The following is a 16,675-nucleotide window of genomic DNA, read 5'->3' on the forward strand; positions in this document are numbered from 1 at the left end:
TATGAGCGACCAGGATAACTCCTTTAATACGAACACACGAGTGCTGAAAACCTACCAAGAGGCTCGCTTACAAAATACTAAAAATCTCCGCAAACTCGTAGTTGATGCTGCCGCAACGCTCTTGCAAGAAGAGGGCCCAGAAGCAGTTACAGTACGTAAAGTAGCGCAGAAAATGGATTGCTCGACAAAAATCATTTATAGCTTATTTGTCAATAAAGAGGGCTTGGCTCAGCAGCTGTATCTGGAAGGTTGTAAGCTTCTCGCTAACGAATTCGAGGGAACACCGCAAGCAGCTGATCCGGCGCAGCATTTGCTGAATCTAGGCGAAACCTTTTGGCAATTCGGGCAGCGTTACTCCAGCTATTATAAGCTGATGTTCGGAGGAGCCTTTGCAGATTTCAAACCGGACGAGGAAAGCATGCATGGCACCGTAACAGCCATGCGGCAGTTATTGACCGTGATCAGCAATGCGCAAGAGCAAGGACTAATTCCCGGTCAGTATGACACGGAATCCGTTGTACGTATCGTCTGGGCCTCGCTCCATGGCGTTATTCATCTTTACATGGGTGGACACTTAGGAGATGTACAATCGGCCCATGCGGTATACAAACAAACGTTGTCTTTACTTTCCAGTTCTTTGTTGCCAGTTCGTAGCACCTAATGCGCCGCCAGGGACTTTTAACGGTAGATATAAATGCTGCTCCTCTGTAAACGTCAAATATCCCCCATCTTGAAAGATGGGGGATATTTGACGTTTACCCGTTTCTATTAATTGTTCTACTAATCACTTTTGTAATGTGAAAAGTTACTTATTTGGGCATGACTTGTGTTTACTTTATTTGTCATATATATTTAGAAAGGAAAAGTATGGAAAAAATGAGATAGGGAGAGATATTTATGAAAAAAACAATAGTTTCGATTGTAGGGATTTCTATGATTCTTGGTGCAGCAGGTGGAGTTTACGCAGGAGCTAATTTGCAAGAAATTAAAGCTTATCTGAACAACGATATTAAAGTAAAGGTTAACGGAAATACAGTTCAGTTACTAGACGCTCAAGGGAATGTTGTAACTCCAATTACATACGATGGAAGCACTTATTTACCTGCAAGGGCTATTGCAAGCTCACTGAACGTAGCTGTAGATTACGACGCTGCATCAAACAGTGTTTTGTTTGGAGAAAAAGTCGAGGGTACTCCTGTTAATGCTATTCAAACTTTCTATCAAGCTATTAAAGACCCGAATTTAACCAAATATAAAAATAAGGATTATGGTGAAGTCATTAAGAATACAGAATCTTCCGGATCAAATTTCACATTAGAGCCGAAAGGGAAGTATCAAAAACTTTATTTACAGGTTGCTGCTATAGGTTCAGAGGTTGAAATAAAAATTCAAGACAAAAATAGCGTTTTACTTAAACAAGACACAGTGAAGATAGATGATGGATTAAAAACAATCGAAGTTAATGTGGCTGGACTAAATGAAGTTACTGTCTTTTATTCATATGAAAATAACGATAAATCAGGTATTTTTGTACCTTTAACTACTTCTTACTATAAATAATTTAAATCAAAATTTGTAGTTCAAAATCGAGTAGGCCCATGCGCAATTGCATGGGCCTCTCACAGATCCGGACGTGCGGGTCAACGCATCCGGCTCCTCCAGTGTTTATCCCCGTTGGGGATGAAGTTCTTTGTAAATTGCAAGCAAACTACTTAGACCAATTTCTTCAAACCATTTATTCGGCATCACATACTGGGCGTAGGTTGAGTGGGAACTTCTCCATGCTGTCATTCGGAGACCGGGTAACTCTTTGTTATCCCATCCTCGTTTTCGCATTTCACGGTGAAGTTTTCTCACTTTCTTCCAACTACGTAACTGCACAGAGCGAAGTCGTCTTCTTATCCAAGCATCTAAGTCCCGAAATCGACTACTTACATCACCTGTTCCAAAATATCTGCCCCATCCCCGCAAATACGGGTTTAGCTCCTTCTTGACCAACCTTTGTACATCTACCGTTTGGTTCCTTCTCGTGATCTCCTTCACCCGTTCTTTAAATTTCGTCATTGCTTTGGCAGTTGGCGTCATCCTTTTTCCCGGCTTGAATTCATGCCCAAGGAATTCAAATGACTCCCTCTTGCTGTTCACAATTTTCGTTTTCTCCGGATGAACTTTCAGTCCCATTTCTCTCTCAAGTAACCCGGTGACAGACTTTAACACACGTTCCGCACCTTTCTGTGTTTTGCAACAGATCACGAGGTAAGTAGCCCGAGGGAATCGCACCCTCAGGCCCTCTCAGAACCGGACGTGAACCTCTCGGCTCATCCGGCTCCCATTATCCAGTCGTAGGCAGTATTCCCATCTGCCAGTGAGCAAACAGTTTAGGAAGATTTTTTGCCAGTCGTCCCATCCAATTTGTCGCCCGTGTCTTGTGCCTCTCCAGTTTCTTGTATTTCCTTCTTGCCCAATGGATGAGTGCCTCGTTCATATGGCGTAAAACGGGATATAATTGCGACTTGCAGAAGTGTCCATAGTAGTTGATCCACCCTCTAATCGAGGCATTGAACATCCGCGACAGGTCATCAATGGCCACGTCCGGCTTCAAATGCATCCGCCATCCTCTAATCGTTTGCCTCATCGCTTTGCACGCCTTGTTGCTCACTGCTGGCGTGAAGTTGATGAAGTGTTTTCCAAACCGATTCTTCGATCGTCTTGGCCGAAAGGTGTACCCCAGAAAGTCGAACTTAATTTCGGAATGCTCTCCTTTGCGGTCATCATCTTTACAATACACAATTCGCGTTTTATCCGGATGCAGTTCGAGTTTACATTGCGTGAACCGTCCTTTGAGTTGCTCAAGCAGCCGTTCAGCTTCCTCTTTCGTACGACAGTGGATCACTGCATCATCCGCATATCTTGCCCACGGATTATTGGGATGCTCGATTCCCATCCATTTATCGAATGTATAGTGCATGAACAGATTCGCAAGTACTGGACTGACGACCCCGCCTTGCGGCGTGCCGGAGGTTCGTTCTACGATGTCTCCATTCTTCATTTGGAACGGAGCTCTTAGCCATCTTTCGATGTAGAGAATGATCCACGCACAGTCCGTATGTTTCTTTACTGCCTTCATAAGCAACCCATGATCGATGTTGTCGAATAGACCCTTAATGTCAAATTCCAACACCCAGTCATATCTCCAACATCTGGTTCTTGTTACTCGAACCGCATCAATCGCGGATTTTCCCGTCTGTACCCATAAGAGTCGGAGTGAAATATAGGTTCCACCATCGGCTCAAAGATCAGCTTAACTGTCATTTGCGCGATACGATCTGAGACGGTTGGAATCCCCAATATCCTTACCCCGCCGTTCTTCTTCGGTATCTCTACCGCCTTAACTGGTGGGGGAAAGTAACTTCCCGAGGACATTCTGTTCCAGATTTTAAAGAGGTTGGCTTTCAGGTTTTCCTCAAACTTTTGAATCGACTCTTCATCGACTCCGGCTGCTCCCTTATTCGCTTTGACTCGCTCATAAGCTTCCCATACGGTATGCTTTGAGATCTCATACGACTTTGTTTTGTCCATTTGTTCCTCCCACTTACGCGGTTGACGTGTTTTCAAAACTGGATAACACAGCCCCTTGGCTCCGCCACCTTTTCAGTGGGTTCATCGCTACTACGGGCTATTCCGCCCCTATACTCCGCATTTGTACTTTCATCCTTGCGGGATTTCCGCTTGGATTTTTCCATTCGCATCGGAGTCGTAGGTTCCCACGTTCCGAACAAAAGCCTGTGTTACGTTCACGCCGCCTTCATGCCGGTCACCATCTGGACAGTAAACAGGTTTCCTCCAGACTCATCCCAGGCCAACGACTCCCTCCTGGTTTTGATGACGTCCCTACGCTTTCGACACTTTATCAGCCATTGACCTGTGTTCGTCTCCGTAACACTCACCTGACAGAGTCTTGCTCTGCCTTTTCCTTAACGCTCACCACCAACGGCTTTTGACCGCAGCAGCTTAAGGTAGTTTGAAGCCTCCGCCTGCACAGCGACTCCGAAGGGCCCGCCTTCATCTTTTGTTCAGCATTGCTTTGGCTTTCTTACGCGCCATGCATTCGTGGCGCACAGTCATCTGCGTACCTTGTTAGACGATGTCCTCGCTGCGTCATCACTCGATCTAGCGGATGGAGGTAGATGTTTGCTAATAATGGACTAATAACTCCTCCCTGAGGCGTCCCTTGGTCGTTCATGTGGAAACTACCGCCTTCTAGCACACCTGCTTTCAGGAATTTCTCTAGCAACTCTAGTACACTTCCGTCAACAATCGTTTCTTTCACAATCCCTACAAGTTTTTCGTGGGGAATCGTGTCAAAGTACGATTTGAGATCAGCGTCTATGACATAGCGATATCCGTCTTCTAGATCTTGGCGGATTTTCTCTAATGCCATATGAGCGCTTCTCCCCGGTCGGAATCCATAGCTACAGTCCATAAATTTCGCTTCAAAGATTGGTTCCAGTATGCGTTTTGCCGCCGCTTGCACGACTCGATCTCCCACGGTAGGTATGCCCAATGGTCTTTGCGTACCGTCTGCTTTCGGAATATATACACGTCTGACCGGCTTTGACCGATACGTCTTACTTCTCAGCGCTTGCTGAAGCACTTCTAGATGGTGCTCCAACTTTGATTCAAATGCCTTTACAGTCACCTGATCGATCCCTGCCGCTCCCCGGTTTCGCTTAACCTCTTTAAAAGCATCCTCCAAGTTTGGTTTTGCCCATATCTTGTCGATTAGACTGTACCATTTTCGTTCTTCTTGCTTCTTTACTCCTTCACGTGAGTCATTGTCCTGCTCCTGTTCCCCCATGTTCGTTCTCCTTCCCTCCCAGTTTCACGGTTTGTAGCCTTTCAGCAATCTCCGCTTCACTGCCGGTACTCGCCCCAGACGGCTTCTCCTTATGTTCATTCCCCGCTCTTCGCACTTCATGGCTCCCCGGCTCCTGTCTGGCACATGGCTTCCCTCAATTACTCTTCTTCCACGGTTTCGGGCTTCACACAAGTCTCTGCCTTTTGGGTCAGTGCTTGCATCGGCGATAAAAAAAAAACGCCGATTCACTTACCTTTGCGGCCTTTCTGGCAAGCTTTTTCGTTACTATCCCTACGTCTGACTTCTCACCATTCATACCTCTCATCTTAACCGTCACGGTCTTGTTGAGAGATTACCGCTTTGCGGAAACGATAAGATCTCCTTGGGTTACGTCACCGACTTTCCCCCGAACCCAGTCCTCTTAACTTTCGAGACCTACGGTGGTATTGGACATTCCCTTTTTGTGCAGGGTTATCCGATCTCGCTAGCCAACTTGGTTTAGCCGCCTGTTCCGGGATTTACCTTCAGACCCTCCGCACGCATCCTCACGGACTACGCACTGCCTGTCAGTTATGCACTTCCGCCACCTCGCGGTGTGCTGGAGACTTTCACTCCTTAGTCAATGCGCTGCCAAGCGCAAACGAAGCACTCATCTACAAGACCTTGTCTTGTAGATGAGTGCTTTTTTTGCAAACGAGATGATAGCTCACTTGTTATTTTTTCTATTGTCCACCGCAGTGGTTAGTTACACTGCCATTCCCGTCTTTATGTGTTCTCCTCGAATACATCCTTCGCAACTTGAATTGCAGAAGCGGCGCGCGGCCATCCGGCGTAAAACGCGAGATGGGTCAACGCTTCGATCAGTTCTTCTTCGGTCAAACCGTTCTCTTTTGCTAAGCGGAGATGATAAGGAAGTTGCCCTGTAAGTCCTCCGGCGACTAGCGCTGATATCGTAAGGAGACTGCGTTCCCGAAGCGATAATTGTTCTCTTCTCCAAACGTCCTCGAAGAGCACTTCTTCCGAATAGCGCACGAAAGTAGGGGCAATATCCCCAAACGATTCACGAACGTTTGATACAATTTTCCGATGCTTCATTCTTATGCCTCCCTCTTGTTGTCTGGACGTTCGATCATTTGCGCGACTCCGTTACCAAATGTCCAGTCCTCGAATTCCGTGTCGACCAGCACGACGAATACGTCTTCTTTCCTCATGTTAAGCTTAGTTGATAATAGTTCGGCTAACTTTCCATAAAAGCTAATTTTCTGCTCGGTGCTTCTTCCGGATTTGAGCGTGATTTGAATATAGAGCAGCCCGTCACTTCGCTCTATGTCTAAGTAATTCCGACTATAATAAAACTCGCTTGCTTTGTGTGAATGGAACACTTGAAAGTAATCGTCTTCCGGCACATTGAAATGCTGAATTAGAGCGCTCATAATCGCACGGCTTATGATGGGCAGTTGCTGTGTCCCATAGTGATTTTCCAAGTAGCTTACTCTGATGAATGGCATTCAAATATCACTCCTTCTGCAAGATACCCTAATTGTACTTCCTACTTCTTTATTTGTATAATTGAATAAAATCATATATTAATTCAATTTATTCGATGGAGATATAAGCCATGGACTTAAAGGAACTAACTACGTTTCAAACCATTATTCAAGAAGGAAACTTCACCAAAGCAGCAGTGAAATTGAATTACGCTCAGTCTACGATTACAAATCAAGTCCAGCGGCTGGAAAAGGAATTGGGCATCCAGCTATTCAAGCGAGGATGGGATGCGGAGTTAACGGCCTCTGGACAACTTTTTGCCGCGGAAATTGACAAGCTCATTGGGCACTGGAACCATGTAACTGAGCAAGTGAGAGCTTTGCAAAGAGAGGAGATCGGTTCCCTGCATGTCGGAGGGCTAGAATCGATGATTGAGCATGTGCTGCCCAACTCACTACGAAGATTCCGGGAACATAAACCAAAAGTATCGTGTCACTTTGTCAGTGGGAACACCGAATCCCTGTCACGCGCGGTACTCCAGAATCAATTGGACTTTGCCATATGCGGAGAGCCTACCGATCTTTCTTCTTTTCGCTTCGAACCGCTATATAACGAGAATATCTCCTTTATTGTAGCGATCAGCCATCCCTTGGCCGAAAGAAACGGAATAATACCCTTTGAAGAACTACTTAACTATCCGATGATCGTTGGAGGAAATACCTGCTTGTATTACCTGCGGTTATCTAAGCAATATTCCCATTACACCGAGGCTCCTTTTCTATATACGGTGAGTCAAATCTCGGCTATTCCCGGGTTCGTTCAGCAAATTCCTTCCGTAGGGGCCGTTCTCGATTCCACGGCGTTACCCCCGAATATCGTGAAAATACACGTCGAACTCAAGGATTCATCCATCCCGGTCGGCCTGCTGCAATTACGCAACACGGAGTATACTTCATCATCCAAAATTCTTTTAATGCAATATGTAAAAGAGGAACTGCAGCGAAACGAGCCTTAGGGCAATGCTTTCTTGGGTCCAAATATCATAAAACTGATCGCGGCCAAAACCCAGACGCCAATACCGCCATAGAGCATCACCAAGCCAAAGCCGTGCACAAGCGCGGAATGGACGACGGCTCCGGACGCATCCAGAGAGGATAGTGCTGGCAAACCCTGCTTGAGAGATGAAGTGTTTCCGACGGCTATTTTTTCGGCCAAAGACCGCAATTGCACGGCATCGAGAGTCCCAGGAAGTGCACCCTTCAAATAAGACAGGATGCCTTCCTGCAAGATGAATCCCATTACGGCGATGTTGATGGCTAGACTGATTAATCTGGCACTCGTGTCTATGCCGGAAGCCATGCCTGCACGGGTACTCGGAACCGAGCCGGTGGTCGTGTTGGTCACAGGCGTGTTGGTTAAGCCAAGCCCAATACCAGCCAACAGGGAACCGGGGAGCATGGTCAACCAGCTGGCGTGATCGCCGCCGCTGCCAAATTTCATCAAAATGAAGCCTATGCCGATGATGAACAGACCCGATGGGATGACTATGCGCGGCTGATAACGGAGCGAAAGGCGCTCTGCCAGAGGCGGAATCACCAGGGTGGGCAGCGTATAAGCCAAGAGAGACAGCCCAGCTGCCACGATGCCGTAACCAAGGCCGCTCTGGAAATAGATCGGCAGATAGATCATGAACGGCCAGAAACTGAAATTCATGCCGACGGAGCCAAAGAGAGCGCCGGAAAAATTACGTATCCTGAATACGGAAAAGTCGAACATCGGATGGGTGCTGAGCTTTTCCGCAAACAGAAAAATAATGAAACATATTGCCGTTGCAACAAGGGTGCTGATGGCGGCTATGCTGGTAAAGCCGAGTTCCGGCCCTTGCGTGATAAAGTATGCCAACCCAAAAACCGTCAACGAAAGCGTGACGATGCCGATAATGTCCAGCTTTTTCGCCTGCGGATCGCTGGACTCCTCCACGCTGCCTAAGACAAAGATCGAAGTGAGGATGGTCAGCGGGACGTGGACTAGGAAAACCCAATGCCAGTTCGAAACGGCCACGATCATGCTGCCGATGATGGGTCCAAAACCGAGGCCGATACCGAACACGATCCCCCATGCGCCAAAGGCTTTACTGCGTTCTTTTCCTTCCTGAAACTGATGTGAAAGAATTGCTATCTGGCAAATCAGCATCGCGCCAGCACCCACGCCTTGAATAAATCGGCTGACGATCAGAACTGACGTGCTTTGTGCCAAGCCACAAATCAAGGATGTAATGCCGAACAAGACGAGGCTGATAATAAAAATACGCCTCCTTCCATACCGGTCAGCCAGCGTTCCAACAGCCATCAGAACTGTCGTACTAGCAATGGTGTAGGCGTTCATAATCCATTGCATATCCTTGAGATTGCCATGCAATACCTTTTCCAGGGTTGGCAGTATCACTGGCACACTGGAAATTTCGAGGCCGAACATTAGCGCGGACAAACATATAGCGGCCAATGCGATTATATGTTTGCTGGAGTGGGAGAGGCTCATTGAGAGTTCCCTCCAGACTTAGATTTGGTAATTGGGCTGCGCCATAGCGGCCAGCAAGCCGTGCCATTGCGCCGCCTGCGCATATTCGAAGCCGAGCTTGCACAATCAATGACCTCATCAATTCGTGCCTGAAAATCTTCTGTACCTAGCTTATTTAAATCGTATTTGCTCAATGGTAGCCATCCTCTCTAACTTTTCATATATGGAACATCTTATTGGTGTGAAGTTATTATATAATTAAAATCATTCATTTTACATATCACAATCAATCAATTATGATGATTATACAAATAAATTAAATCAGTTTCATCTGAAACACCTTAAATTTAAAGGAGGACATTCAAAGTGGATCATGTAGACAAACAAATCCTCTTCTATCTTCAAAATCAGGCAAGGATTTCAATGACAGAGCTGGGTAAAAGCGTGGGTTTGTCCCAACCTGCTGTAACGGAACGAGTTAGAAGAATGGAAGAAAACGGAATTATCGAGGAGTATCGCACCGTCATCTCTCCTGAAAAAATTGGGAAGCATGCGGCAGCCTATATGTTGTTTCGGACTAGAGACTGCCTGGCATTTCTTGATTTTGTCCATGCATCTCCCAATGTTGCCGAGTGCCACCGCATAAGCGGAGAACACAGTTATTTATTAAAAGTAGTGACCGAATCCACACGCGCTCTCGAAGAGTTTGGCAATCAGTGCGATAAGTATGGAACCTATACGATCCTGATTGTCATGTCTTCACCGATCGATCATAGACTTCCCATTCATTCTCTCGAAGAAGCATGTAGAGTTGACTAATGCCAAGCAGAAGGGATGCCGATGCGAAAGCATATGGGTTATATCAGATTGGATAACTATCTTCTGACGCAAATCGATTAGAAAAAAGAATGCAAAAAAGCCTTCAAACACTCGAAAATCCTTGTGTTTAAAGGCTTTTTTCTGTATGGAGCTTAGGGGGATCGAACCCCTGACCTCATCGCTGCCAGCAAAGCGCTCTCCCAGTTGAGTTAATTCCCCACGTCTTACTTTTATCTGTCTTGAGAATAGTTTACTCAGTAAACAACTACTCAGCCCCGCTGCCCGCCGAGGCAGCTTCTCTCATAGCCGAAAGCGCTTCGTCTAATGAATCAGCGCCACCACTGACATTCCCCAGTGCAGTACTGGCCATTTCCGCGCTATACGCCCACCAACGCACACGTACATTCCCTGGCTCAGAATTCTGCTGTACCTTCACACCAATGCGGAACGTGCCTTTTTGTGGATAGGCAATGGTGCCTATCTTCACTTCTGGCGCATCGGGTTCAAACTCACTGCCTTTGAACACATCGGAGGCTCCGCCGTATACGCGGTCCCCGCTGGATAGCATTTCTGAGAAAGCTTCACTGCTGCTCTCTTCCAAGCTTGTGATGATCAGCACGTTGCCCTCGCCGAGTCCGTGTGCGATTTCGCCGGAGAAGAAGCTTTTGGTCGCTCTCCCGAATGGAGACACAGCAATCTTCGTGAAAGGCTCAATCGGAATGTCCACGACACCGCTAAGCATGCCCGCAATGCCGCTACCGCCGCCCGCTGGAATGCTTAAATCGAATGAAAGCTCGCTAATCGCTTTATTGAAGTTAACCTTGAATTCCGGAGGCTGTCCTGGCGCCAAGGTTTTCACTTTGGACTTCGTTACGAACTGACCCGATGTTTCTTCGCGGTACTCATTCGCTTTGCTGAGTCTGTACATGACCGAAGAATTGTACACGTATTCGCCAAATGGCACTTGCTCGACACTTTCAATAACATAGGTTGGCCCCACTTGAACAAGGCATATTTTAGCCAAATAAATACATGGCTCCGACGGAGCCTCTAAGGAAGCCTCCAACGATTGTTTCACAAAATCCGACATCAACCGTTCCCGCACGGATTCGCCAATAATCTGCAGTTCGCCAACAGCTTGTGTCTGCAGCTCCAACTGCCTGTCATCCAGCTTCAGTACAGCCGTATCCACCTGCACGCCAATCGTGCCCTTCACGGACGCTGTGCTATCCGCTCGCAAAAGCACCTTCATTTCATACTCGCTCTCTTGCCCATCCTGCGGCTCTTGGAACACAACCATTTTTCCTTCAATTGCCTCTACGCGTTCAGCAGCCAGCTCATATTGAAAGGACAGTCTGCCGGTCCTTAGAGTCTTCTCGAAGCGCAGCTTCATTTCGAACAGCTGACCTGGATTCACATAACGAGGTGTTGTTTGAAGCACGCGCACGTGAGAATCTTGATACAGAACGACCGTCTGATCGGACAGATTTGCCAAAGGCAGTGTTGCCGGATCAGGCGCATCCTCTCGGATAAATAAGCGATAGCTTTCCAGCACACGATTATAGTCATTAATTTCGTCAGAACGAATAGAAGAATTAGCCACCGCGTGAACGGGTTCTTTCTCCTTTTCGTCATAGGCAATACATAGATATACGTTCTTCGCGTACTGGTTATTGCTGAAACCGTCCATCATGGATAGCTTCAATGTCATTGGAGAAGGCACGACAATTTCCCGGCCAAGCGCGTCGATCGCAGCTCCCATCTCTACAGAAACTGACTTTTCATCGACCGCGACAACCTGCAGACCTGTAAGTACACCAGAACCATGCAGCAAACGGTTCATCATTCTGCGCTTATCGTTGAAATACTTTTGCTCGGACTCGAAATCCCTTACCGTCAGCAATTTTCCATAGAAATACCGATTGCGCTCAAACGGGTAATAGCGTGTTTTTTTCATAAGTATCCCCTCACCTTCCAAGACTCATTTCGTTTATTCGATTTCGGAATCCAATTCCAAGCGAGTATGTATATCCATTCGTTTATCGAGATCTACGTCAATCAGCACCGTATTGTAAGGCATCGACGAATGCTGATCGAGTGTTAACAAGGTAGGCTCTGATAAGTAAGTATTAATGCCCAGATAGGTATGCATGTCCGCGTACATCCACGGTTGTAGAACGATTAATTTGCCTTCGGTATAGGCTGGTTTTTGGTCTTCAATGATTTGCTCGATCGTTAGCCGCTGTGCGTCGGTCTGAACGAATTCAGGCTTTAACATAATGCAGAAGCAATAAGGATTATCCCCATATAACTGGGCAAAAAGCTGCCGCAGCTCCGACGTCTCCTGCATTTGTTTAAACTGAAAATACTCCAGCAAGAACGCTTCAGACCCTGTGTAAATCTTAAGCATGTTCATCATGCCCTCGCGAGTACCCCGCAATTTGTAAAGCTCAGGGGCCTGTTTGATCAGCAATCTTAGCTTCGCCTCGCCCCATGCCTCATGATCCGTGATAGCCAGCCAGCGTCCTAACCATTCCAGATAAGTGCCGGATACCGCATCCGGATCGAAGTGAGAGGAAATACGGTCTATTTTATCCTCCATATCGTCAAAGAACGTGCTGAACATCGCCAAAAACCGCTCCAGAAAAGGGCTATGCTCCTCGTCCTGTTGATAAATGGGTGGCAAATAGGCAATCAATGACGTTCTCGGGAAATAGACCCGAAGCTTTCGGATGAAAGGTGATTTTTGCTCGCTGCCAATCAGCTCCATTTTGAACCATAAATAACGGCCTCTGGCATTCATCAGAAGAGCATCCTTCGGATTCAGAATGGACTCCGACCATAAGTCACGCGTCGCAGCCAATTTATCTCGAATCGAAATGCCTGGATCCGTCAAATAGTCCGTATAATTTACGTATTCGCCATCTATGAATCCTTCACTTTCATCCGATGTAAAATAGGAAAAACGAACCTGCGTTTCCTCCGGTATATCGGCTTCTAAACGAATCTTATGCCACTGTGTCTCCGTCTCCGTCGTATCCAGCTCCGCCGAGAAATAGATGGCCTCCGGGAGCTGAGTCCCCTCAAGCAGCATCGTACGGGCACGAAGATCAAGCAGGCTAATCTGACCGCTTATCCGATCAAAAACATACAACCGATTGCGCCCATCATGCAGCAATTTATCCGTTCGCCCTCGGAAGCTCGTTACTTTATCAAACTGCTCGCCATTCTCGCGAAACTTTAGAATAAACCGCTCCGTTACTCCTTCTTGCTGTGCGTATCCGCTGTCCCCTATATAAAGATTATGATTCGTATCAATGGAAATTCCGGCAAAGTGCCCTTCCTGCTCCAGTTTAAAATGGAACGGCTCCCGACCATCCTCATGGAACACCGTTACCGTTCTGAGCTGCGCATCCAATAGAACTAATGTACCATCCGCAGCAGCGGAATAATAACGCCCTCGAAGTGCAGTAATTCCAGCCGCTTCTTCTAGACGGAGGGTTTCATGTTCATACACATGCACCACTTCCCCTGCCGCGTTCCACTGTATAATGCCGATCCGGCCGCCCTTAGGGACTTCAGGACTTCCATTCATACCAATCGCAATGTCCAACGGGACCGTCACGTAAAGCGAATTCGCCGTTGTTAATCTCGTATTAACCGAAAGAGGGAACAATTCAAGCCCTTCCCAATCATGAATAGCCCACATGGTCTGTCCATTGGAAATCGAATAAACCGCAAGTCTTCGTTCGCTATCGACGTGAGCGTCTGCGATCACCAGAAGATCTGACATAGAGGCCAGCATCGCTTGATAGCTAAACAACTGATGACCCTGACGAAATAACGACTCCCGATGGCGGCTTCCATCATCATAAATCCATACATTCGAAGCCTCGTCTAACAAAAATAACTTCCGACCCGGCCCGACAGTCATCTCTTGAATAGGATGAATACCTTCCAACTCGTCTGTGCAAACGATGCGATGAATGCTGTATTTTTCTGTCTGCTGAATCGAAAATCCTTCGCTTTGCATATGAATATTGGCTTCATATCCTTGTTCCCAGTCAAGCGGTTTGTTAAGGGAAAAAAACGTTTGCCCATCCTGCATCGTTCGACACCTCTTTTCCTAAAAAGGACTTATAAATCCGTTTGACTAATGGTTTCCACTTCATGATCACCGGAATAAACCAAGGCATAAGGCGGGATATGAATGTCGCCAGCGCCATCCTTATGAAAGCCTGTGCCCTCGGCATCTATCCAAATGTCCTGCACATAGACAACCCCTTTAATTCGGGAAATAACGCCATAAATATCGCCTTTATACACGGTCCGGCCAAAACGCCAGCCTTCCGAGCCTTGCCCATGATCCATCGGCTGAAGCAAAAGCCTTAGTTCTTGCATGATTCGACGCTGTTCCTCTTTGTGCTTAGGTTCCATCACCACGACAGCGTGAACCGTTATTTTAATGTATTCGGCGGGAATTACATGTAGTTCTGTGGTCAAAAGACGATGCCGATCTAGATGTTGCTTGATCGTTTGCAAGAAGCCCTTGCCTGCTTTCGGCTTATCGCTCTCGCTGTATGGGACGACCACGACGGTCATCTGCGCGGGTGCTTTGACCTTCGGATAATCCCGCATGCCCAGCTTGTACAGCGGGATTGCCTTCACACGCGCGACACGCAGCCCCGGCGTCGCCTTCGCGATCGCCTCGTAGTCCTCGCCAGTCACGGCCCGCGTCGGCGTGTCGAGCTCGCGCCGCACACGAAGCTTCGCCTGCGTGAGCGTCTCCGCTTCGAGGCCGCCTCGCGCCGGGAACGGATTCGTCACACGCACGCCTTTGGTATTCGTGAAGCCGGTCACGAGGCCATCCTTCACGTTGCCTCGCACACCTCCGCCCGCTTGCAGCGCCAGGAACCGAATGTTCGGTTCCACGGACTTGGGCGGAGTGAGACCCGCTTCGTTATTGCCGAAGCGGATCGTCCCTGCCGCAGCGTCGTAGACGTAATGCCTGTCCGTGGACTTCGAATTATCGAAGTCATCCACGGACTGCCAGTCGTCCCAAACGACGTCACGCTCTCCGCGTGGCCGGTAACCAACCTGCAGCAGCATGCTGCTGGGCTTATACATCCGGCCACGGCTGATTTCAAAGGTCTGCCCGGGCAGACCTCTGCTGCCCCCGACAAAACGGCCATAGTCGAACTCGGCCGTATAGGCAATGAGCCGTATCCGCTGCGCGCCCTGCGGCGGGATACGCCCGTTCACCCCGTCGCCGAAGCGCAGACGGGTGGTACGCAGAGCCGAGTCCTGCTGCAGCTGGCAGCAGCGATCATCCGGCTCGCAATCCTCGAGCTCCGCGACGATGTGCCAGTCGCGCCAGTGCCCTTGCTCATCCTGCACCTGCACAGTGTGCAGACCGTTGTAAACGAGATACGAGCTTACCTCGAAGCTCTGGTCAGGCTCACCTGAGCTGTCAAAAGCAGTAACTTCGCTGAAAGTTTCCTGCTCAGCCGCTTTCACCGCATTGAGACTAACCTTCTCAATCTTCGGTGACAGCTCATAGCCGTCCTCCTCGAGAGTACAGCAAATCCAGAATAGGCTGCGATCATCCGCAGGGTAAAGAGCAATCGGCTTCATCTCCGACGTAATCCGAAACCGGAGCTCGCCGCTTTGTGAGAGATGAACCGTTGAGTCACTTATCTGTTCAATCGGCAGCCAGCTTTCGCTTTGCCCCTGCTGCCCGGCACCCGCGAACGTCCACACCACCTTAGCAGACGAAATCATCGGCGTTGTCCCATCTTCGCGGTGACCCACCGTTACCGGATAGCGGTCAAATAGCTTAAAGGCTATCGAGATCTCCATTTGCTCAGGCAGCGCTCTATCGAAACCGAGATACAAATGCGCGCCCTTACGCGCTTCAGGTCCAAAAGCATAATAAGCAATCTTAGCCTGATTGTTGGATGTAAAATCACCAGCCGCCGTCTCCGTGCGGACCAGTACTTTCTCAAGCTCGGAAGGCACAAGATGCACCGTCTCTATGGTCTCAAACCGCTGGTCCATCGCTTGCAGCGGTGTCCCCTTGGGGAGCACAAGCTGCTGCTGTAAACCAGCAAACGCCACATCACAAACCGCAGATACCGCTTCACGAGGCCTAATCCCAAGCAGCTTCAGAAACTTCCGCTCACTGCGCTCCGTCACCCGGTTTAAGTAATACTGCTGCATCTCTGTCATCCATGACATCAATTCCAGCAGCGTAATCCCCGGGTCATGTTCATTCTCATCCGTCCACTCCGGAAAAAGCTTCGGTATCGACTTCCGAGCCTCCTGCACCATCTGTTCAAACATACGATCATCCAAATTAGGTATTGGCAGCACTTGTGCTCACCTCCTTCGATTAATTGCTACCCCGCACCAACACCACTACTTTAGCGATGTAAAACATCGTTAAAGTTGCTCGACTTTCCTCGCAACCACTAATCAGCTACTTTAACGATATAAAACATTGCTAACCCGCCAACTAGCCCAATTATTCCTACTTTAGCTATGTAAAACATCGTTAAAGTTCCACACTCTCCCGTGCATCCACTAATCAGCTACTTTAACGATATAAAACATCCCTAACCCACCAACTAGCACAATTATTCCTACTTTAGCTATGTAAAACATCGTTAAAGTCGCTCGACTCTACCGAGCAACCACCGATCAGCTACTTTAACAATGAAAATCATCCCTAACCCGCCAACTAGCTAATTTATCCCTACTTTAGCGATGTAAAACATCCCTAAAATAGAAGTCTTTTAAGGCTCCTATTTTCGCTATTTTCCGTTGGAGTTACCGATTAGCAGTCTCTAAGGACTCTAATTTCTGATAAATCCCCTCTTTTTATGTGATATTGCTTAAATAAGAGTCTCTAGAGGCTTCTATTTCAGCAAATCCAGGTAAAAAACGGAAAATAGCAGTCTTTAAAGACTCTTATTTGCCAGAACCCTTTCGTCA

Annotated in this window: 16 protein-coding genes and 1 tRNA gene; 4 read left to right on the top strand and 13 right to left on the bottom strand. The window is 47.8% G+C overall.

The window, feature by feature from the left end; all coding sequences use genetic code 11:
* The first annotated feature begins 1 nt into the window (after window position 1).
* Entirely contained in the window at window positions 2-661 is a 660-nt protein-coding gene (locus ACBP55_RS34725; RefSeq protein WP_464648210.1) for a TetR/AcrR family transcriptional regulator, read from the top strand.
* A gap of 236 nt (window positions 662-897) precedes the next feature.
* Window positions 898-1,560: a stalk domain-containing protein gene (locus ACBP55_RS34730; protein WP_464648211.1), complete on the top strand. Its 663-nt coding sequence runs from the start codon at window positions 898-900 to the stop codon at window positions 1,558-1,560.
* A 105-nt stretch (window positions 1,561-1,665) separates the two neighbouring features.
* On the opposite strand, the gene ACBP55_RS34735 is transcribed toward ACBP55_RS34730, so the two are convergent.
* From ACBP55_RS34735 to ACBP55_RS34765, 7 genes are all read right to left on the bottom strand, one after another.
* Entirely contained in the window at window positions 1,666-2,217 is a 552-nt protein-coding gene (locus ACBP55_RS34735; RefSeq protein ID WP_464648212.1) for a group II intron maturase-specific domain-containing protein, read from the bottom strand.
* A gap of 115 nt (window positions 2,218-2,332) precedes the next feature.
* A complete protein-coding gene (locus ACBP55_RS34740) occupies window positions 2,333-3,181 on the bottom strand; it encodes a reverse transcriptase domain-containing protein (protein ID WP_464648213.1) in 849 nt (282 codons plus the stop codon).
* A gap of 29 nt (window positions 3,182-3,210) precedes the next feature.
* Window positions 3,211-3,579 (bottom strand): hypothetical protein, encoded by a 369-nt coding sequence (locus tag ACBP55_RS34745; protein WP_464648214.1) that lies wholly within the window; start codon window positions 3,577-3,579, stop codon window positions 3,211-3,213.
* Window positions 3,580-4,093: 514 nt separating this feature from the next.
* Entirely contained in the window at window positions 4,094-4,858 is a 765-nt protein-coding gene (ltrA, locus tag ACBP55_RS34750; RefSeq protein ID WP_464648215.1) for a group II intron reverse transcriptase/maturase, read from the bottom strand.
* Window positions 4,833-4,973: a hypothetical protein gene (locus ACBP55_RS34755; RefSeq protein WP_464648216.1), complete on the bottom strand. Its 141-nt coding sequence runs from the start codon at window positions 4,971-4,973 to the stop codon at window positions 4,833-4,835. Before ACBP55_RS34755 ends, ltrA begins: the two co-directional genes overlap by 26 nt.
* Window positions 4,974-5,623: 650 nt before the next feature.
* Window positions 5,624-5,953, bottom strand: a complete 330-nt coding sequence (locus ACBP55_RS34760; RefSeq protein WP_464648217.1) for a carboxymuconolactone decarboxylase family protein — start codon at window positions 5,951-5,953, stop codon at window positions 5,624-5,626.
* A gap of 2 nt (window positions 5,954-5,955) precedes the next feature.
* Window positions 5,956-6,366: a tautomerase family protein gene (locus tag ACBP55_RS34765; protein WP_464648218.1), complete on the bottom strand. Its 411-nt coding sequence runs from the start codon at window positions 6,364-6,366 to the stop codon at window positions 5,956-5,958.
* 110 nt (window positions 6,367-6,476) lie between these two features.
* Between ACBP55_RS34765 and ACBP55_RS34770 the strand changes: the two genes are divergently transcribed.
* Complete coding sequence (locus ACBP55_RS34770; protein ID WP_464648219.1) at window positions 6,477-7,361, top strand: LysR family transcriptional regulator; 885 nt, start codon at window positions 6,477-6,479, stop codon at window positions 7,359-7,361.
* Here the strand turns inward: ACBP55_RS34770 and ACBP55_RS34775 are convergent.
* Together ACBP55_RS34775 and ACBP55_RS34780 are read right to left on the bottom strand one after the other, a co-directional pair.
* Entirely contained in the window at window positions 7,358-8,884 is a 1,527-nt protein-coding gene (locus tag ACBP55_RS34775; RefSeq protein ID WP_464648220.1) for an MFS transporter, read from the bottom strand. The genes ACBP55_RS34770 and ACBP55_RS34775 overlap by 4 nt on opposite strands.
* Window positions 8,881-9,057 (bottom strand): hypothetical protein, encoded by a 177-nt coding sequence (locus tag ACBP55_RS34780; RefSeq protein ID WP_464648221.1) that lies wholly within the window; start codon window positions 9,055-9,057, stop codon window positions 8,881-8,883. The genes ACBP55_RS34775 and ACBP55_RS34780 overlap by 4 nt, the downstream gene beginning before the upstream one ends.
* A gap of 172 nt (window positions 9,058-9,229) precedes the next feature.
* On the opposite strand from ACBP55_RS34780, the gene ACBP55_RS34785 reads away from it, so the two are divergent.
* Entirely contained in the window at window positions 9,230-9,682 is a 453-nt protein-coding gene (locus ACBP55_RS34785) for an Lrp/AsnC family transcriptional regulator (RefSeq protein WP_464648222.1), read from the top strand.
* Between the two features lie 146 nt (window positions 9,683-9,828).
* Here the strand turns inward: ACBP55_RS34785 and ACBP55_RS34790 are convergent.
* The 4 genes from ACBP55_RS34790 to ACBP55_RS34805 all read right to left on the bottom strand — a co-directional run bounded on the left by ACBP55_RS34790 (window position 9,829) and on the right by ACBP55_RS34805 (window position 16,054).
* Window positions 9,829-9,899 (bottom strand) — tRNA-Ala (locus ACBP55_RS34790).
* Between the two features lie 48 nt (window positions 9,900-9,947).
* On the bottom strand, window positions 9,948-11,639 hold the full coding sequence (locus ACBP55_RS34795) for a hypothetical protein (RefSeq protein ID WP_464648223.1): 1,692 nt from the start codon (window positions 11,637-11,639) through the stop codon (window positions 9,948-9,950).
* Between the two features lie 33 nt (window positions 11,640-11,672).
* A complete protein-coding gene (locus ACBP55_RS34800; protein ID WP_464648224.1) occupies window positions 11,673-13,790 on the bottom strand; it encodes a phage tail protein in 2,118 nt (705 codons plus the stop codon).
* Window positions 13,791-13,819: 29 nt separating this feature from the next.
* The gene (locus ACBP55_RS34805; RefSeq protein ID WP_464648225.1) at window positions 13,820-16,054 is read right to left on the bottom strand and encodes a putative baseplate assembly protein; all 2,235 of its coding nucleotides are present in this window, start codon (window positions 16,052-16,054) and stop codon (window positions 13,820-13,822) included.
* Window positions 16,055-16,675: the final 621 nt, after the last annotated feature.

The organism is Paenibacillus sp. WG02 (assembly GCF_055396115.1).